Origin of the sequence: Sphingobacterium sp. UBA6320, assembly GCF_002440335.1 — a bacterium.
Taxonomy (GTDB): Bacteria; Bacteroidota; Bacteroidia; order Sphingobacteriales; family Sphingobacteriaceae; genus Sphingobacterium.
Window position 1 is genome coordinate 96,162 of the sequence record NZ_DJTA01000033.1, and the last position, 17,992, is coordinate 114,153.

Consider the following 17,992-nt stretch of genomic DNA (forward strand, 5'->3'; position numbering starts at 1 on the left):
ATGTGTACTATAAAAACAGGTTGATTTCATTAAATCCCTAATATCATTTAAGACTGATTATTCTTTTACTACCTACAAAAATCATTTCATTACTTTTGTCCGTATATGGATTTAATTGCCAGTCACCGTACAAATGTTTAACACTTAATTCTGCTTGATCAAGTAATGAATAAATTTCTTCTTTCATAGGGAAAGAAATCTGAGAAGAAGCCACCCACCTTTTATCAGTATGCAAAACCTTATAAAAGGTTTGGTATGTTATAATTTCATCTTTCGCTTCCCAATCATTCCATGCTTTTATGATTCCGTAATTAGGATGCTTAAAATATCGAATCGACTCTTTTTCTCCCCATGTAGTCCATTCTTGCACTAATGGATTTCGACTATCAAAAACGAAAGTTCCATCATCTTTTAAGTGATTTTCGATATTTTTCAAGAGTTTTAAACGATCATTTTCAGTTAACAGCGTCTGAAAGCTATGACCCGACAAAAAAATGAAATCAAACTTCTTATCAAATGAAAATGATGAAGCACTAGCATGGATCCAATTGACGTTTGATGTTTTTTCCTTTGCTCTTGTTAACATCTCTACAGATATATCCAAAGCGTATATTTCTTTACATCTATGGATAAGCTCGCTTGCTACTGTACCTGTGCCGCAGCCTATATCTAAAACGCTATCATCTATTTTTACGAAATTACTTATCACATCATAACTCTCTGACCATGGATTATCATAGTCATAGAATTGCACCAAATTTAAATCCTGGTATAATTTATCAATCATTATATTTTAATTTACAACGTAAAGTCAGATTTTTGAACCTAAAATAAGATATATTTAAGCAAATGTTGCATTGTACTAAAATTCATTAACAGTCTTATACAACGGAGTTCCTCATGTTAGTAAATTATTTATTCTTCTATTGAAGTAAGTATACCGTTTTGTACCGATGATTGTTTATTTTTTAATCGCTCTTCAACATGATTAGAAGCACAACAAGCTTCGCGCTCACTATCCTTTAAATTTCCCATTTTCTCACAGATTTTATTTACTAAAAATATTAGCCTTACTATTCTTTATTTTGTATCTTTACTATAGTAACCTTATTATAAGCAGTTTATTATGAGTAAATCTTCCAATCGCGTTGATGATCTGCTCTGGAAGTCTATTTTAGAGCAGACTTTTGCGCATTTTTTAGCGTTTTTCTTTACCGATGCAGCAAGTATATTCGATCTGAGTACACCCTTTGATTATTTAGACAAAGAGTTTGAGTCCTTATTTCCTCCAGAGCCCAACGGCAAGGGAGTGCGTTTTGTAGATAAGTTGGTCAAAGTCTATTTGAAAGACGGCGGTGAGCAGTTTGTACTGTGCCATATTGAGGTACAGTCCAGTAGAGGCAAGGGAGATCTTGCAGAGCGCATGTTTCGATATTACTATAAAATATCCGATAAGTATCAGGTTCCAATCTCTGCCATTGCTATTCTTGCCGACGATAACCAAAGTTACCATCCATCTGTTTATGTTAAGGAGTTCATGGGCACCATTCTCCATTACCGTTTTAATAGTTACAAGGTGTTGCATCAGGATGAGGTCGCATTACGTACTGATGTTAACCCATTCGCAGTTGTGGTACTGACCACATTATTGGCTATCAAGAATAAAAATATCAGTGACGAAAGACTGAAGGATATCAAGCATGATCTGTATGATGAGATGATGAGTCGTAAAATGGATAAGAGTACGCGTCAGGGTCTCTATAATTTTTTAACGTATTACGTACGCTTTGAAAATCAGGGTAGTTTAACTATATTTGAGTCAGAAATTGAAAACAAATTAGGAAGGAGTAAAATAATGGGCACTCAAGAATATTTATTGGATAAGGCTAAAAAAGAAGGCATTGAGAAGGGTCGTTTAGAAGAGCGTGCTAAGCTTAAGGCAGAAAAGCTTGCTATTGCATTAGAATTTAAGAAAATGGGTTTACCTGTAGCAGATATTGCTAAGGGTACCGGCCTTGCCATCGAGGAAATCGAAAAACTGAAGTAGAACATATTTTCAAAATATACAGAACCGCTTGGATGACCAAGCGGTTTTTTTTGTGACTTTCACCTAGCCATTTCCACCACTCACCGAGTTTTTAGTTGGTTTAATCTAATTGCCATAGGGTAGGGACGATTTACAACCTACTTTTGAATCAACAATTACAAACATGTATAAACAAAAAACTAACAATATAATATAAAGACATTATGAAAACTTTAGCAAAAACATTCGCAGCAGCAGCCTTGATCGCAGTATCTACTTTCACTATGGCAGCAGTAAAACCAGCAGGAGACAACTCTAAAAAAGCAACTGTCAACCTATCCACATCGGATCTAGCCATTGATCATTACGTAGCCGTTATGACCGAAGGGCAGTCAGCAGGAGTAGAGCAATTGTTTACATCCGACTTCAGTCAAAAAGTACATGCATCAAATGATCAAACCAACAGCCGTTCAGAAGTTATTTCCTTCTTGAAAAAACAAAAAGGCGAGCAGTTGAACTGTAAAACAAGCACCACAATCGTTGAGCAGTCAAGTGATTATATGCTTGCAAAAGTGACCCAACAATTTGAAGGGTTTACCAAGACCGACTTAGTCACCTTGGTCAATGATGGCGGCAACTGGAAAGTATCCCAATCCATCAACTCGTACAAGTAATTTACTGTTTAATCATATGTTTAGTAAAAGCCACGTCGCAAGATGTGGCTTTGCTTTTTAGTATCCTAAGCTGTGTTGCCCGATCAATACGGTTTAACATCTTTATTTAACAATTATCGGTCTAATAGGTTCTCCAACAATGCTGATTACGCCATCAGATGAAATTGCTAAAGCATTAATGTAAGATGTCCGTGGAGCGACACTTGTTGAGCTGGCATGAGCATGGTATATATATTTATATCCGCCATCAGCACTTATAAATGGAGCTCCATGACCTGTGCCGAGCAATCCCGATGCTGAGGGATGGTCTCTCCTTAGGATGGGGTTGCCACTATATTTCTTCCAAGGACCTTTGGGTGAACTGGCTGTTGCATAGCCTACAGCATAATCCTGGCTTTCAAAATGATTGGCAGAGTAAATTAAATAGTACGTATTGCCTCGTTTTAAGATCGACGGCCCTTCGACGACTGTAGCTTGTTTCTTCTCCCATGGTTCACTTGCGCTCATGCATTTTGTGAGCGTTTCTGCTTTTATACTTTGTAAATCATTGTTCATCTCAGCCATCCAAATGACATTTCCATCCGTAAATCGGACATAAAATAAATATGGAGTTCCGTCATCATCGATAAAAAGAGAACTGTCAATTCCTTTTTCTTTGGCAATAATAGGTTTTTTTTCTTCTTGAATAAAAGGCCCTTCCGGGCTTGAGGAAGAAGCCACACAAATATGTTCATCAACGGAATAGAACATGTAAAACTTTTTCTTAGCGGTTACGTAATATACCTCTGGTGCCCAGAACCATCGTGTTCCCCAAGAGTCTTGAGGGGAAAGTGCTAAATTTTCATTACGCTTCCAATGCTTGAGATCCTCGGAAATATAAACTTCAAAACCATCTATGCGGGTGCCATATGCATAGTATTTGCCATTATGGAATAATACGTAAGGGTCTGCAATAGGTAGCTCGTTTTCGATAATTTTAATAGACTTATCATCATTGGCATTACAATATAACGACAGTATAAAAAATAAACATATAATCGATATTAAACGATAAGGAATGCTTGTCATAATTTTCATTTTTTTGAATTCAAATCTTGTGAAGAATTGGCCATAAATTCAAATACCGATGAATCTGTTGATCATTTTGCTCACACATGATACAAATTGGAATGATTTTGAATAAAATGGGCAATATGATGTAAAGTTTAATTTACATTTTTACGTGATATAGATTTGTAATTGGGCTTCAATACAATTATAAACAAAAAAAATAAAATTGATAAATAAAAAGATAAATTGCAGAACCTGAGATGAATAGTCTATCGGTAGATATGAATAGCCAAATTGTGAACAGATGTAAACAGATGTGAAATTAAAACAGCGCTTTAAGTTTTTAGTTTATTCTATTGGATTATGGTCGATTGGGGAGATGATAAAGGGAATCGATTGATGCCTATCTTACGATCGGACGATCTGGTATATTGGGCGGAGGTGGGCACTTTATTTAAAAAATAATTGAAATATGATTACTAAAAATGTATGTTTATTCTTATTGATGGGTTGCTGGCAGTTGTTTTTCTCCACCTCACAAGCCCAATCAAATAATCCACTCGATGTTGCTTTTGGTGACCCATTTGTACTCTATGATCAAGAAACAGATGCCTATTATATGTATGGTACTGGTGGAGTAGAGCATGGTTTTGTAGCCTATTCTTCTAAGGATCTAAAACAATGGGAGCATAGGGGGACCGTGTATATCGCTCAGCAAGATAAAAGCTGGGGGACGAAAGATTTTTGGGCTCCAGAAGTATATAAGCGTGGAGGAAAGTACTATATGTTTTACAGTGCACATTGGAAAGAAAATCCGAATGATGAATTAGAAAATTATCGTATTGGTATCGCAACCTCAACCCATCCTACAGGCCCATTTATTGATTTGACAGGTCGTCCGTTATTTGACCCCGGATATCCCATTATTGACGGTAATGTGTACTTTGCTGAAGATGGACGTTTGTATCTTTACTATTCCAGATGCTGTTATAAAAATCCAGTTCAATCGGAGATTGCAGCTTGGGCAAAGCAACAGGGGATGTTTGATGAAATAGAAGAAAGCTGGATATATGGAGTAGAGCTAGCTTCAGATTTTTCGCATGTAATTGGAGAGCCAACATTATTGTTACGTCCTCCTGTTTCCATGGATGATAAACAATCTGAATGGGAAAGCAGGTCTGTGACTTCAGGTGAAGTGAATAGAAGATGGACAGAAGGATCCTATCTCTTTAAGCATAACAATCTCTATTACATGATGTACTCCGCAAATCATTTCGGAGGAGAGAATTATGCTATTGGCTATGCAACAGCCTCAAATCCACTTGGCCCATTCGAAAAGTCTGCAACAAACCCTATATTACAAAAAAACATATCCCATGGAGGTATTGTTTCAGGGACGGGTCACAACAGTCTTTTGAGAGATAAAGAAGGCAAAGTATGGTGTGTATATCATGCCCGCACGACTAAAACAGGCAGTCAGCGCTTAGTATTCTTAGATGAACTGAAAATTTTACCTAACGGTCAACTTATAGTGGACGGTCCAACTGTCAAACCTTAATAAAGCTGATGTTTTCAGTTTATTGTATTGCGACTTTGATGAGATAGGAAATACCATATAATAAATTAAAATTCAAAAAGTTGATTATTGATTATATTTCAATAATATTATACATAATAACCCAGATTCAATATAGAGAATACCACCGTTTACTTAAATAGTGGCATTCTCTATGTTATTATGCGCCATATACCTTTTTTGTTGCTGCTTGTTTTCTATCTTGAAATCGTTCCTCCGCAAGATTAAATCCATAACACACATACCAACTTTGATCTGCAAATTTCGCATTGCTTTAAAGAACTTATCTTCACCTCCCTATTTCCACCATTCACCGAGTTTTTAGTTGGTTTAATCTAATTGCCATAGGGTAGGGACGATTTACACCCTACTTTTGAATCAACAATTACAAACATGTATAAACAAAAAACTAACAATATAATATAAAGACATTATGAAAACTTTAGCAAAAACATTCGCAGCAGCAGCCTTGATCGCAATATCAACATGCACTATGGCAGCAGGCAAACCAGTAGGAGACAACTCTAAAAAAACAACTGTCAACCTATCCACATCGGATCTAGCCATTGATCATTACGTTGCCGTTATGACCGAAGGACAGTCAGCAGGAGTAGAGCAATTGTTTACATCAGATTTTAATCAGAAAGTACATGCTTCAACAAATAGGATCAATAGTCGTTCAGAAGTAATCTCATTCTTGAAAAAGCAAAAAGGCGAGCAGTTGAACTGTAAAACAAGTACCATGATCGTTGAGCAATCAAGTGATTATATGCTAGCCAAAGTAACCATGCAGTTTGACGGATTTACCAAAACTGATCTGGTGACATTAGTCAATGACGGTGGTAGCTGGAAGGTATCCCAATCCATCAATTCGTATAAGTAAGTTAAGTTTAATTCATATGTTTAGTAAAAGCCACATCGTGAGATGAGGCTTTGCTTTTTAGTATCCTCAGACGCGCTGGACAACAGTACTCGACTACCATATGGATCATATTTAGGATTTTATAAATTCATTTTTGCACAAGTCTTAACAGCTATTCTAATAGCAATCTTTGTCTCGTGCAATACTAAGAACCGTGGCGAATGGCAATTATCAGATATGCGTAAAGACACGCTGTTTATTGCAGAAACTGATGTAAGTGATGCCACCACTTTGATTCTCGAAATTGATGGACAAACAGATGACTCAATAAAAGTACATGGAATCTCAATCGCTGGCGGAGATATTAAAAAGGAACTGAAAGTTGATTGGTATAATCCAAAAGTTGCAGTTCGGTTTCAGGCTTATCTAGCAAAAAAGGGAAGTCTAAAGATTAAATACTCTGTGCCTACAAGCTACTAGTTCACAATAACTAGTAGTTATGTGCTGTTTTTATTGCTATTCATCACTTGGTTGGGCATATTGTCATATGGATATTCATAACCACAATCGTCTTCCCATTCTTTTTTAACAATTTCGCCATAATTGAAAAACTGAACTTGAATGTAGCACTAAACCTACCATTTTGCTAAAATGTTAGCGGTAGGTTTTATTCAATTCTATCTGTGTTGTATTTCTGTTTAAAATCTCTTATAGATTTCTTCTTGTCCTCATTGTTAAAGTTAAGATTATCTTTATTGAGAAATCTATGTTTCAATTCGTTAAGTTCTCTAGTTTTTTCATACTCAAATTCTTTGTCGTAGATTTTGTCTGAACCAAAGTAAATTCTGTCTTCATGAAAATAAAAAAGTCCCCAATTTAGTGTTTCGTCAAATATGATTAAGTCGTCAGCAAAAAAAATTCCTTCCCAATATTTAATTACCATCTTCCAAGTCAGTGTTACAGATTGTCCACCTCTATCACTGTAAATAAATACAAACTTGTTGAACGGAATAGGTTTCGAATAAAGCCATTTTTTTATTTCGTGTTCACAGTCTTCTGTTACTTCAAATTCTTCAATTGTTTTAAAGTATTTTTCATTAAATGGTTTCCATAATGGGCCTGTAATCATTTTCGAGCTGTTGATGTAATTTTCCACAAACTCACTTGCTTCGTTATTCAGAAAGAAGATTTGGTCTTTATGTTCCTCCGGTATTTTACTTGCCTGTTCTGGTGACCACAAAAAACTCCAAGCCTCTGGGAATTCAGTTGAATAAGTTTTTATGTTTTCAAAATTTATCATTCTTGTTTGGCTGTGGCATTATCTAAAATTACCGCTCATATTATGTTTAACTAAACTAAGATAATAAAAGATTAGCCAATCCATCAACTCCTATAAGTAAGTTAAGTAAATTTCATATGTTTAGTAAAAGCCAGGTCGAGAGATGTGGCTTTTCTTTCTTTTCTAATGTATCTCTAAAGATTGCTCTAAATTGTGCTAGCCGACAACAAACGACAACAAACGTTTAATAACCGACTAATATTTTTAGTTTTTATCATATTTGATTTATGTAATTAATTATTTAAGTAAATCCTAGAATTATGTTAGCACATTCACAACCCGTCTTTATTGATCCAACCACCGATGAAGGATTCAAGCGGTTATTCGGAGACAAGATCAACCTGATCAACTTTCTAAACATCATCTTTCGTGGTCGTAAGACCATCACAGATCTTACTTATCGGGATACCGAGCGTATCGGAGCGACCGAAGAGATTGGTAAAGTTATCTTTGATTTGGTTGTCCAGATTAGTACAGGAGAAGAGATCATCATCGAGATGCAGACGAGTACACAGACCAACCTGAAGCAACGCATGCTGTACTATGCCAGCAAGGTCATTTCAGACACAGCACCCAAAGGAAACCGCAAAGCCTGGGCGTATGCCATTCCAGAGGTTTACACCATTGTCTTGATGGATGGCTTTCATATGCCAGGGGGTGATCGGAGTACATATTTTCATGATACCTGCCTGTGTCATAGAGATTCAGGACAAATTTTTTACGAGGGTTTGGGCTTTATCTATTTAGAAATTATTAACTTTGTTAAAAGCGAAGCAGAGGTTGAAGATGAACTCGACAAAGTATTCTTTATGCTCAAGAATATGTCAACGTTAAAGACCTTGCCACGAATTATGAATTCGGCCGTATTTCAGCGGTTCTTTCAGTTGGCCAGCTACGCAAAATTGACAAAGGAGGAACGAACTATGTATGATATTAGTTTAAAACGTAAGTGGGATGCTGAAGCAGTGCGGATGTATCAACAAGAGCAACAGAAACGGCTGGAAGGACTAGAAAAGCAATTGAAAGAAGCTATAAGAGAAGCTAAGAAAGCAGAAAAAGAAGCTAAAAGAGTTGCAATAACAGCTAAAGCTGAAGGAAAAACTCAAGGAAAAGCAGAAGGTCTTGTTGAAGGAGAGCATAAAAAATCCATTGAAACAGCTTTGAATTTTAAGAAAATGGGGTTACCAATAGCAGATATTGCTAAGGGTACCGGACTTTCAATAGAAGAGATCGAAAAACTGAAGTAGAACAGGATTCTAAAATAACAGAACCGTTTGGGATGACCAGGCGGTTTTTTTGTACCCTTGTTACTTACAAGTGGGCGACACTCAAATAACCATTTTTTTAAAGAGTCTTATTTAGTGGTAGGAAAGTTTTATTAAATATGTTGGTCATAATTTTTAAAACACAGCTTAAAAAAGTAATTAAATATGGATCATCGTTTCCGCAGAAGTAGCAACATTAATTAGCTGGGATCATAGAGGTTTACGATACCTATCAGCGAATACGAATGGTATTCATATCTTTCATATTTCTCTCATTACGTACCTTCAATGTTAATATATAAAGATCATCCAAGTCACCGATAAATTTAACAGGAGAAACAAAGATCGTCATGATATTACTGATGTCGACATAAATTGTGTTGGGATCATCCTGAATTATTATATCCTCGATCTGAAAAATAACCCGATCCGATTGCACAGAGACTGTAACGTAAACTGTGTCAACGGAATAATTCAATAAGTTTTTTTATATTTAATTATTCAAACGACATGGTCATGAAAGAAAAGACCCCATTTGATTTTTCGTTCGTGTTTGTTTTTAAAGGAACTCAAGAGGGCGTCGCCGTTTTGAACGCTTCAAAGGGGAAGCTATGCAAGGTCTTTATAACGGAAAGAGTTTATCTCCAAATGATGGCGTTCTAGCGCCCTTAATGAAGCACTTACTGGAGTCGATGATGGATAGCGAGCTTGAAAGTCACCTTCAGGAAGATAAAGCTTCCGGGAACTCCAATCGTCGGAATGGCAAGACCAAAACGACTGTTCGAGGTCTTAATAGAGGTACATTTGAACTTGAATCTGGACGGGATAGATCTGGTACATTTGAGCCCAAGGTAGTTCCCAAACGCCAGCTTATTATAACAGAACAGCTGGAAGGTCATGTGCTGAGCATGTATGCCAAAGGTATGAGCACACGTGCAATAAGTGATTTTATCCGTGAGATGTATGCTATGGAGATTTCTGCAACTGAAATATCCCGTATTACAGAAAGCGTCATACCTGCTGTTAACGAGTGGCGAAGTCGTCCGCTAGAAGCCGTCTATTCCTTTGTTTTCCTAGACTGCATGCATTATAAAGTCCGTCAGAACGGTACGGTTGAGTCCCGGGCCATTTATAATATCCTGGGCATAGGAATGGATGGTCGCAAAGAACTGATAGGGCTATATAGTTCGGAAAACGAAGGAGCAAAATTCTGGTTATCCGTACTCACCGATCTAAAGCAACGCGGTGTAGAGGACATCCTGATAGCCTGTATTGATGGACTGAAGGGCTTTCCTGAAGCTATAGAAGCTATTTTTCCAAAAACAAAAGTTCAGTTATGCATTGTTCATCAGATTAGATCAAGCATGCGCTACGTTACAGAAAAGGACAAAAAGGCTGTTATTGAAGATTTAAAGCCCATTTATAAAGCTGTAAACGAAGAAATGGGATATGAAAAGCTACTGGTCTTTGAAGAGAAATGGGGCAAGAAATACCCCATAGCCGCTAAGTCATGGCTCGATAACTGGATCAACCTCTCTACTTTTTTTGAGTATGATGAGCAGGTCCGGAAGACTATCTATACCACTAATCCTATTGAAGGAATGCACCGTCAGATCCGAAAAATAACGAAGTCTAAAGGTGCATTCAGTTCTGAGCAGGCTCTTATGAAGCTGATGTTTCTGATAATAAAGGACATCTCTAAAAAGTGGACAATGCCAGTGCATAACTGGGGCTTGACCATATCCCAACTTTACATTAAATTTGGGGATAGGCTCAAACTTGATAGAGGCTTTTAGATTTTGGTTAATTATCCAATGACACAGTTTGAGTTACACTCCCCAATTTTATAAGTTATAAAAATGGTATATACTCTGATCCTAATTATGAATTTTATATAATCCATACTGATAATAAGGAAAGGCCATTTAAAAATGAAATTCTTGGTGAAAATGCTTCAATGCCATCTATTTGGAAGCATGGCATTAGTTATGGTGTGGCTGTTAATAGATATGAAAAAAGTGTAATGTATTGGTTTGCAATGTGGTAGTAACTAGAAAGTGTTAGCCAATATGATTATGATGCAGGGTTCTATGATGCAGAGATAGGTAGATGGAATGTGGTTGATCCAGCAGCGGATTATTATCCAGAAGTTACCCCGTATGCTTATGTGCTTAATGACCCACTTAGTTATACAGATGAAAATGGATAGATTCCAGGACCTGTTGGAGCTGTTATTGGTATAGCTGCTGATTATATTCAGCAGGTTGGTATTAACTATTTTATTAATGGAAAAGATTTTGGGACTTCCTTAACTGATATTAGTTATTGGTCTTTGGCAGTATCAGGTGCCTCAGGTTTGGCTACGGGAGGTATTAGCTCTCTAACTAATACTTTATCCAGTCAGGTCGGGAAGAAAGCTCTAACAAAGATAATCGATGTCGGTGTAGATGTAATGGTAAGTACAGTAGAGAGTGCAATAACAAATATGGCGGAAAAAGGAAGTTTTGACGTGTGGAAATCTTTTACAGGAGGTTTGTTAGAAGCGGGTATTGGTAAGTTTATCCCCTTGAAATATGTTGATAAACTTGAAAAAAAAATATTTAAAAAGATGAATGTTAGTGCACGCAAAGCCGAAAAGTATAAACGCAGAATGGCAAATGATAGCCATCGTAATAAAAATACCCAAAAACGTAATCGAAATAAATTTGAAGAATTTTCTAAACAGAATAGTAGTTATACAAGAGCATATATGGGAGTAAAAACAGTGAATGACGCTTATAAGGGAGGCGGAGCAGAAGCTTTACAGCAATTGAATCTTTATTTCACTAGTCCTACTAGTCCGAAGGGTATCGTTGAAGCAGGAGTGCCCCAAATTATTAAAGTTTCTAACTAAGCTATATGAATTATTCTAAAATACGGCCATTTTTGATTGCAATATTAATTGTTGGGGTAGCTTATAATGTTTACTTCTATCTTCAAAATAGTAGATTGGAAAAGCAAGTACCAGTATCACATGTTGTAATTGAGCAATATTGCAGATCTTATAAGGGGAGTTCATCTGTCCATATCAATTATCACGGGAAAGTATACTATGTCAGAATGGCTAATGAGGAATGTTTGAAGTATCCTAAGGGGTCAAAGATATCTTTAGTTTATAATGATAGATATGATTACTTTTACCAGCCAGATGGTTCACGGAGAGACTCTTTCAGGTTATTTTTTTTCTCATTTCTTTTATTTCTCTCAATTATACCATGGAACCGTTTTTCAAACAGAAAAAATAATTAATAGAAATACCTCTTATTTGAAAAGCCCAATCTTAATCGGATGGGCTTTTTATTACCTACATGTTGGCAATGCTTTTCAGCTTGACTGATTTAATAAACGCATCGACGGTAGCAGACACAAATTCTATGGCGCAAATATAGAACTACAATGGATAATATGAATATTTATGATGCTACAGTAAAAGATGTTTAAAAAAACTTAATTGGTGTACTAAAGTTATCCCCGCTCTAGCGCATGTTAACAGAGTTTGAATGGCTGAATGTTTCGTTTACAGCGTCTTAAACAGCGATTTATATTAATTTTATAAAAAGAGTTATTTTTTTCATATTTCAGCTAATCCATCTCATCACTTACTAAACTAAAAATAAAATAGTTTAAAAAGATTCACCTCCCTATTTCCACCATTCACCGAGTTTTTTGTTGGTTTAGTCTAATTGCCATAGGGTAGGAACGATTTACACCCTACTTTTGAATCAACAATTAAGAACAATAAACTAACAATATAAAATAAAGATATTATGAAAACTTTAGCAAAAACATTCGCAGCAGCAGCCTTGATCGCAGTATCAACATTCACAATGGCAGCAGGCAAACCGGCAGGAAACAACTCTAAAAAAGCAACTGTCAACCTATCCACAGCAGATCTAGCCATTGATCATTACGTAGCCGTTATGACCGAAGGACAGTCAGCAGGAGTAGAGCAACTGTTTACATCAGACTTCAGTCAAAAAGTACAGACATCAAACGCTAAGACCAACACTCGTTCAGAAGTTATTTCCTTTTTGAAAAAGCAAAAAGGAGAGCAGCTGAACTGTAAAACAAGCACGTCAATCGTTGAGCACTCAGGTGACTATATGCTTGCAAAAGTGACCCAACAATTTGAAGGGTTTACCAAGACCGATCTGGTGACATTGGTCAATGATGGCGGCAACTGGAAAGTATCTCAATCCATCAACTCGTATAAGTAAGTTAAGTTTAATCATATGTTTAGTAAAAGCCACGTCGAGAGATGTGGCTTTTCTTTTTAGTATTCACAGCTATTTTACCCAACAACAAACGTTTTTTCCTATTCTTTTAACAGTAAGTAGAGAAATATTTGATTTGATAAATAATTTAGTATTTTTTGCTAAATTATTTGGTTTAAAAGGTTTTGTTTTTTATTTTTACTTGATAACCAATAATATACCATTATGAGTGTAAAGATAAGTAACCTTTCGAAGTACATCGATATCTTAAGTGACTTCGGTTGGAAATTTTATTTCGGTCGAGAGGAGAATAAGGGTAACCTAATTAATTTTCTGAATAGTATTTTAGAAGGCGAACATGTTGTAGAGGATCTTACCTATAGCAATGTGGAGGAAGATGGCGATGAACCTAATGAGCGCAAAGTTATTTTTGATTTGCGATGTGTTGGTGTAGGTGGAGAAGTTTTTCTAGTGGAGATGCAATTGCAGAATCAGGATTTCTTTTTTGATCGTGCGGTGGGTTACACCTCTAGGACCATTAGTCGTCTAGCTAAAAAAGGAAAGAAAGGAGATAATTATGAGTTACCGCCAATTTATTTTATCGCTGTTTTAGGCTTTCGTTTGGATGTTGCCAATAGTGATAAGTACTTTTATAGTGGTAAGATTATTGACGAATTCGATCAGGAGGTGCTATATCCTAAGTTGAGTTACAAGATGCTTGTATTACCTAATTTTAATAAAGCTAAAGCCGATTTACCGACGATTCTGGATCAATGGATGTATCTGATGAAGCACTTGGATAAAATCGATAAGCTACCTAACTATTTGGATAAAAGAATATTCTCCCGTATCTTTGAACTAGGAGAACTGGCAAAACTAACGCCTGAGGAACAGATGTCTTACATATCCAGCTTAGATCGTAAACGCGATTATACCAACACGTTGGCATACGCAAAAAAAGAAGGCCAGAAAGAAGGTCAGAAAAAAGCCGAGGCTAAAGCCTATGCTGAGAAAATCGCTTCAGCAAGAGAGTTAAAGAAATCTGGTGTAAGCGATGAAATTATTTCAAAGAGTTTAGGCATATCTTTGGAGGTTATTAACAAACTTTAAAATCAAAAAACTGAAGTAGAACATTGTTCTAAAATATACAGAACCGCTTGAGATGACCAGGCGGTTTTTTTTGTGGCATTTTCACATTTTATTCACCCTTTGTTTGATATAGCTTCCGGAAATGTCTACTTTTTTCCTAAAGTTTGTATACAGAAATAGTAGGCGCAAGGTAGGTTTATAGCAAGGCCGCTCCGACGAAGAGGCTAATGCTACAGTTTGTTTTAGTAAAACTAAATTATGGTGCAAAGACAGTGTTTTAAATCCTATAATTTACAGAATTATCTTATACAAATGGTCTTCCGAATATATTTAAGCACAAATATTTGGTCTGCCAACTTTTACGATTTCCTCAACCCCAAATTGGTCAAAGCGCTCCAATAAAGTGGTGGCGCCATTTTGTTTCTTAAATTTGAGCTCCTCTTTGTAAAGCGGAATTAAAGTAAAAATGGTCACGAACTCATCATTATCAAGTTCGATCTGTGTGAAATCGTCAGGTAGCTCCATAGAATTTGCAAGCATCACCGAATTAAAACCAATGCTCTCCGCAAATTCCTCATTATCCTCATGAGCAAAGGTATGGCCAAATCCTAGCCAAGTTTCATCAGGATGAGGCAAAATCATTATTTCTTTCATCAAGCGAATTGGCCAATAATTTCGTTCATCCTTAAAGGAGTCATATTCTAAGTTCCATTCTTTAGGTAACAAAATCATGACCTCAGCATAAGGAGAGGAATCAATGTCTTCAGGAATTTTCATGGGCAAAGCACTCATGCCACAACTTAACAAAATATGATATGGCCTGTCTTCATTTGCTTTTACAAAATACACATCTCTATGAATGACATCTGATTCAATTTCATCAAAGACGACAATGTCATCATTTTCATCGAAAAACAGGTCTAAATGTTTATCAATTAGTTCGACACTATTGGGTACAGAGTTTTTCATATTCTACGAATATTGTTTATAAAAGATGGCGATAGATAAAAATTTCACCTACTATACAAGTAAGGAGCAAACAGTCTACACTCAAAGGTAGCAACTCCACTGCAGATATTCATGACAAAGTAGAAAGCATTTTAACCGCGGTAACAAATTGGATCAAGAGAGTCGAAGGAACAAATGAGGACAGACTTATTCGAATAAATTGAAGTTTGGTATAATAGAGAGCGTCGCCATTATGCATAAGAAAATCTTGCTATAGCACAATTTGACAGCAGAAAACAAAATCTTAAAAAAACGGCTTAACTTATACTGCTGATTTTATTTGCAAGTCCATCTTTTAATTTCACCCACTAATAAAGTGTTTTTTTAGGAGTATATACAGAAAGAAATCGCTATTTTTAAGAAAGGATAGCTTATATTTTCTAAACCCAAACCTTTCAAAACCTTTTAAAAAAATATAAAAAGACGATACAATGATTTTTTTCTTAGATATTGACGGAGTATTGGTTCATGCTAATCCACATCAAAAAGTGGAATTGGAGGATGATGGCTTTTATAAGTTTAATCCGCAATCTATTCAGATTTTAAAGTCTGTTATCTATAAAACAAAGGACAATGTCATTCTTTCCACATCACATCGTTTTAAATATAGTATTCAAGAATGGAAAGTCATTTTTAAAAGGAGAGGATTAGAGCTGAAAAATCTATCCATTTTAGATGATAAAGCGTATTTTTCAAATCATCGATATACTCGAAGAGAGGAGATTTTAGGATGGATTCAATCCAATAATTTAGATTATAAAGAGGTTGTCATTATAGATGATGATAAGTCCCTGAATGATTTACCTGCACATCTAAAGGATCGTTTAGTCTTGACAAATTCTTATACTGGTTTAAATGATCTAAATGACTTAAAACGAATTTTACAGAGAAGGTTGTCAAGTAAGATCGATTGAGAACTTACCGTTCTACACTATTAAACACGAGGCTGTGATTACTCCCGTAAATTCAATTCAGAAATCAAGAATAATACAATTTATTACAAAGCTTAAAATTAATTGATCATGGAATTTGTAAATACGGAATTACATTTATCGCTACTATATCATAAAGCCAAAGAAAGCTTCGAACAGTGTATTCAAAATGATGCAAATCAATTTTTGAAAGATGAATTAAGCATGCCTTTTGATGATATTGTGTTAATTGAGAAAGATATAAAAATTGTATTTTCGAAAAGAGTTTTCGAGGAGTATAATATTGAGGTCTGTTTACTGTTGTATGCAGGTAATAATGAAGTTGGCAGATACCTATATATTGAAAATGATAAAAATCAAGCGATTGATGATAGTTTAGTTTTATATTAGATAGTGTGAAATATCTATATTTTAATTGTTTACAAAAATAACGCAAACCTGCTTGCCATGGATTGGATTACTTGCCGTATATTCTATATAAATAAGATTTAAAAGTCATGAAAAATATTTCGCTAAATGGTGAACCTATTGAATTGTCAGTTACCATTAAGTATATCGTCATAGACGCATTATACATTAATGAAATTAGAGCAGAATTAGCACACCTAAAAAGGGATGATATATTTGACGAAATTAGGAATATCGTATTTCCATATACTTACAATCCTTTTGCAGAATTTGTTCCTGAGGGAAAAGTATTTAGGATTGATCAAATAAAAAACGTCGATTTCGATAAAATTGATGTTAATGATATTGGTTTCTTTACGACAGATTCAGGTGTTGTTATTTTTGTTAATAAGGAATTATTCCTAAACCTCGCCTCAAAATTTGATTATGATGAATTGGTGGATTCACCCACTGATTCATTAAATTTAGATTATTGGAATTCTATCATAGATGATTTTAATTTATTTGATGTAGCTATTATCGTTTCGCCAGGAATCAATACTGGTGTCGATTTTCAAGGAAGTGGTATTTATAAATTATGATTATAAATCATGGAGAGAGGTTGAGCCTAACAGAGTTCCTTATAATCCTGAAAATAGATGCCAAAAATTTTAATATCAATTTTATATTTTAGGTTAAAACAGACAATAATCTAAAAGCACATTGCATTTAATCAAATAATGATATATGATGATTTTTTTTGTTAAAAGCGAAGCTGAGGTTGAAGCCGAACTGGACAAAGTATTCTTTATGCTTAAGAATATGTCTATGTTAAAGACCTTTCCAAGGATTATGAATTCCGAAGTATTTCAACGCTTCTTTCAGTTGGCCAGCTACGCAAAATTGACAAAGGAGGAACGAACTATGTATGATATTCGAATATTAACCAAGGTAGTAATTCGTTCCGAGTAAAACCTTATCCATTTTTACATATGAGACATGGAAGAAGTGTAACTAATGGTCATATAAATAATGTAGGACTACCATATAAATAAATTATTTTTAATGAAAAGAAAAACTATAATTTTGGTGATTGTTTTGGCTTTGATAGCTTTTTTTCTCTTTGGTGTAAAATATGAAACGATCATATATCTGGGTATGTCATCTTCAACATCAGACGGTTACAGTATTGATGCACAAGTGAAAATAGATGGAGAGCTGATTACAAAAGATAGTATCAATAATAATCCATATAAATATAAGACGATAAAAAAGAAATTGGGTATTGGTTTTCGGAAAGTTGAAATTTTATCTGTAAAAGCTGATGTTTACAGCACAATGTCTTTGTTTATATTACCAAATGAATATATCTTGATGGAATTTTATCCAAGACTAAGGTCTAAAGGAGAAGAGCCAGAGTTTGATATAGTAAATGGATTTAATCCATTTCGTTATGAGTAGGTATTGCCAATTAGTGTTTGATACTTGGAGGAGATAAAAGAAAAATGAGAATTGCGAAATAGCTTGCAAT

Annotated in this window: 20 protein-coding genes and 1 pseudogene; 16 read left to right on the top strand and 5 right to left on the bottom strand. The window is 35.3% G+C overall.

The features are described 5' to 3' along the window. Positions 1-43: 43 nt before the first annotated feature. The gene (locus B3P23_RS21170) at positions 44-787 is read right to left on the bottom strand and encodes a class I SAM-dependent methyltransferase (protein WP_293929404.1); all 744 of its coding nucleotides are present in this window, start codon (positions 785-787) and stop codon (positions 44-46) included. A 339-nt stretch (positions 788-1,126) separates the two neighbouring features. Here B3P23_RS21170 and B3P23_RS21175 point away from each other — a divergent pair, with 339 nt between their 5' ends. After that, complete coding sequence (locus tag B3P23_RS21175; RefSeq protein WP_293929406.1) at positions 1,127-2,047, top strand: hypothetical protein; 921 nt, start codon at positions 1,127-1,129, stop codon at positions 2,045-2,047. Between the two features lie 203 nt (positions 2,048-2,250). Continuing rightward, complete coding sequence (locus tag B3P23_RS21180) at positions 2,251-2,700, top strand: nuclear transport factor 2 family protein (RefSeq protein ID WP_293929408.1); 450 nt, start codon at positions 2,251-2,253, stop codon at positions 2,698-2,700. 102 nt (positions 2,701-2,802) lie between these two features. Here B3P23_RS21180 and B3P23_RS21185 read toward each other — a convergent pair whose 3' ends face one another. Beyond that, positions 2,803-3,777 (bottom strand): glycoside hydrolase family 43 protein, encoded by a 975-nt coding sequence (locus tag B3P23_RS21185; RefSeq protein WP_293929410.1) that lies wholly within the window; start codon positions 3,775-3,777, stop codon positions 2,803-2,805. Positions 3,778-4,222: 445 nt separating this feature from the next. Between B3P23_RS21185 and B3P23_RS21190 the strand changes: the two genes are divergently transcribed. The 3 genes from B3P23_RS21190 (at position 4,223) to B3P23_RS21200 (ending at position 6,668) form a co-directional block, all read left to right on the top strand. Then, entirely contained in the window at positions 4,223-5,308 is a 1,086-nt protein-coding gene (locus B3P23_RS21190; protein WP_293929412.1) for a glycoside hydrolase family 43 protein, read from the top strand. 451 nt (positions 5,309-5,759) lie between these two features. Further along, positions 5,760-6,209: a nuclear transport factor 2 family protein gene (locus B3P23_RS21195; protein WP_293929414.1), complete on the top strand. Its 450-nt coding sequence runs from the start codon at positions 5,760-5,762 to the stop codon at positions 6,207-6,209. Positions 6,210-6,425: 216 nt separating this feature from the next. Then, a complete protein-coding gene (locus B3P23_RS21200) occupies positions 6,426-6,668 on the top strand; it encodes a hypothetical protein (protein ID WP_293929415.1) in 243 nt (80 codons plus the stop codon). A 187-nt stretch (positions 6,669-6,855) separates the two neighbouring features. On the opposite strand, the gene B3P23_RS21205 is transcribed toward B3P23_RS21200, so the two are convergent. Then, complete coding sequence (locus tag B3P23_RS21205; RefSeq protein ID WP_293929417.1) at positions 6,856-7,488, bottom strand: hypothetical protein; 633 nt, start codon at positions 7,486-7,488, stop codon at positions 6,856-6,858. 299 nt (positions 7,489-7,787) lie between these two features. On the opposite strand from B3P23_RS21205, the gene B3P23_RS21210 reads away from it, so the two are divergent. Further along, positions 7,788-8,774, top strand: coding sequence for an Rpn family recombination-promoting nuclease/putative transposase (locus B3P23_RS21210; protein ID WP_293929419.1), 987 nt, complete (start codon positions 7,788-7,790; stop codon positions 8,772-8,774). A 250-nt stretch (positions 8,775-9,024) separates the two neighbouring features. Here the strand turns inward: B3P23_RS21210 and B3P23_RS21215 are convergent, their stop codons facing one another. Then, positions 9,025-9,270, bottom strand: coding sequence for a hypothetical protein (locus B3P23_RS21215; protein WP_293929421.1), 246 nt, complete (start codon positions 9,268-9,270; stop codon positions 9,025-9,027). A 133-nt stretch (positions 9,271-9,403) separates the two neighbouring features. Between B3P23_RS21215 and B3P23_RS21220 the strand changes: the two genes are divergently transcribed. The 5 genes and pseudogenes from B3P23_RS21220 to B3P23_RS21235 all read left to right on the top strand — a co-directional run bounded on the left by B3P23_RS21220 (position 9,404) and on the right by B3P23_RS21235 (position 14,155). Further along, entirely contained in the window at positions 9,404-10,588 is a 1,185-nt protein-coding gene (locus B3P23_RS21220; RefSeq protein WP_293929423.1) for an IS256 family transposase, read from the top strand. A 278-nt stretch (positions 10,589-10,866) separates the two neighbouring features. Next, positions 10,867-11,001 (top strand): annotated as a pseudogene (locus B3P23_RS21520) (RHS repeat-associated core domain-containing protein); the annotation flags it as partial. Between the two features lie 123 nt (positions 11,002-11,124). After that, positions 11,125-11,685 (top strand): hypothetical protein, encoded by a 561-nt coding sequence (locus B3P23_RS21225; RefSeq protein ID WP_248753776.1) that lies wholly within the window; start codon positions 11,125-11,127, stop codon positions 11,683-11,685. A gap of 913 nt (positions 11,686-12,598) precedes the next feature. Beyond that, the gene (locus tag B3P23_RS21230; protein WP_293929426.1) at positions 12,599-13,048 is read left to right on the top strand and encodes a nuclear transport factor 2 family protein; all 450 of its coding nucleotides are present in this window, start codon (positions 12,599-12,601) and stop codon (positions 13,046-13,048) included. Between the two features lie 222 nt (positions 13,049-13,270). Next, positions 13,271-14,155: an Rpn family recombination-promoting nuclease/putative transposase gene (locus B3P23_RS21235; RefSeq protein WP_108159680.1), complete on the top strand. Its 885-nt coding sequence runs from the start codon at positions 13,271-13,273 to the stop codon at positions 14,153-14,155. A gap of 309 nt (positions 14,156-14,464) precedes the next feature. On the opposite strand, the gene B3P23_RS21240 is transcribed toward B3P23_RS21235, so the two are convergent. After that, a complete protein-coding gene (locus B3P23_RS21240; RefSeq protein WP_293929429.1) occupies positions 14,465-15,103 on the bottom strand; it encodes a suppressor of fused domain protein in 639 nt (212 codons plus the stop codon). 470 nt (positions 15,104-15,573) lie between these two features. On the opposite strand from B3P23_RS21240, the gene B3P23_RS21245 reads away from it, so the two are divergent. The 5 genes from B3P23_RS21245 (at position 15,574) to B3P23_RS21265 (ending at position 17,922) form a co-directional block, all read left to right on the top strand. Further along, positions 15,574-16,056, top strand: coding sequence for an HAD domain-containing protein (locus tag B3P23_RS21245; RefSeq protein ID WP_293929431.1), 483 nt, complete (start codon positions 15,574-15,576; stop codon positions 16,054-16,056). Positions 16,057-16,164: 108 nt separating this feature from the next. Beyond that, positions 16,165-16,464: a hypothetical protein gene (locus B3P23_RS21250; RefSeq protein WP_293929433.1), complete on the top strand. Its 300-nt coding sequence runs from the start codon at positions 16,165-16,167 to the stop codon at positions 16,462-16,464. Positions 16,465-16,571: 107 nt separating this feature from the next. Continuing rightward, complete coding sequence (locus tag B3P23_RS21255; RefSeq protein WP_293929435.1) at positions 16,572-17,063, top strand: hypothetical protein; 492 nt, start codon at positions 16,572-16,574, stop codon at positions 17,061-17,063. Positions 17,064-17,208: 145 nt separating this feature from the next. After that, on the top strand, positions 17,209-17,433 hold the full coding sequence (locus tag B3P23_RS21260; protein WP_293929437.1) for a hypothetical protein: 225 nt from the start codon (positions 17,209-17,211) through the stop codon (positions 17,431-17,433). Positions 17,434-17,526: 93 nt separating this feature from the next. Continuing rightward, positions 17,527-17,922: a hypothetical protein gene (locus B3P23_RS21265; protein WP_293929439.1), complete on the top strand. Its 396-nt coding sequence runs from the start codon at positions 17,527-17,529 to the stop codon at positions 17,920-17,922. Positions 17,923-17,992: the final 70 nt, after the last annotated feature.

Coding starts and splice junctions, on each gene's coding strand:
- B3P23_RS21170 (WP_293929404.1), bottom strand. CDS start 787: ATGATTGATAAATTATACCAGGATTTAAATTTGGTGCAATTCTATGAC.
- B3P23_RS21175 (WP_293929406.1), top strand. CDS start 1,127: ATGAGTAAATCTTCCAATCGCGTTGATGATCTGCTCTGGAAGTCTATT.
- B3P23_RS21180 (WP_293929408.1), top strand. CDS start 2,251: ATGAAAACTTTAGCAAAAACATTCGCAGCAGCAGCCTTGATCGCAGTA.
- B3P23_RS21185 (WP_293929410.1), bottom strand. CDS start 3,777: ATGAAAATTATGACAAGCATTCCTTATCGTTTAATATCGATTATATGT.
- B3P23_RS21190 (WP_293929412.1), top strand. CDS start 4,223: ATGATTACTAAAAATGTATGTTTATTCTTATTGATGGGTTGCTGGCAG.
- B3P23_RS21195 (WP_293929414.1), top strand. CDS start 5,760: ATGAAAACTTTAGCAAAAACATTCGCAGCAGCAGCCTTGATCGCAATA.
- B3P23_RS21200 (WP_293929415.1), top strand. CDS start 6,426: ATGCGTAAAGACACGCTGTTTATTGCAGAAACTGATGTAAGTGATGCC.
- B3P23_RS21205 (WP_293929417.1), bottom strand. CDS start 7,488: ATGATAAATTTTGAAAACATAAAAACTTATTCAACTGAATTCCCAGAG.
- B3P23_RS21210 (WP_293929419.1), top strand. CDS start 7,788: ATGTTAGCACATTCACAACCCGTCTTTATTGATCCAACCACCGATGAA.
- B3P23_RS21220 (WP_293929423.1), top strand. CDS start 9,404: ATGCAAGGTCTTTATAACGGAAAGAGTTTATCTCCAAATGATGGCGTT.
- B3P23_RS21230 (WP_293929426.1), top strand. CDS start 12,599: ATGAAAACTTTAGCAAAAACATTCGCAGCAGCAGCCTTGATCGCAGTA.
- B3P23_RS21235 (WP_108159680.1), top strand. CDS start 13,271: ATGAGTGTAAAGATAAGTAACCTTTCGAAGTACATCGATATCTTAAGT.
- B3P23_RS21240 (WP_293929429.1), bottom strand. CDS start 15,103: ATGAAAAACTCTGTACCCAATAGTGTCGAACTAATTGATAAACATTTA.
- B3P23_RS21245 (WP_293929431.1), top strand. CDS start 15,574: ATGATTTTTTTCTTAGATATTGACGGAGTATTGGTTCATGCTAATCCA.
- B3P23_RS21250 (WP_293929433.1), top strand. CDS start 16,165: ATGGAATTTGTAAATACGGAATTACATTTATCGCTACTATATCATAAA.
- B3P23_RS21255 (WP_293929435.1), top strand. CDS start 16,572: ATGAAAAATATTTCGCTAAATGGTGAACCTATTGAATTGTCAGTTACC.
- B3P23_RS21260 (WP_293929437.1), top strand. CDS start 17,209: ATGATGATTTTTTTTGTTAAAAGCGAAGCTGAGGTTGAAGCCGAACTG.
- B3P23_RS21265 (WP_293929439.1), top strand. CDS start 17,527: ATGAAAAGAAAAACTATAATTTTGGTGATTGTTTTGGCTTTGATAGCT.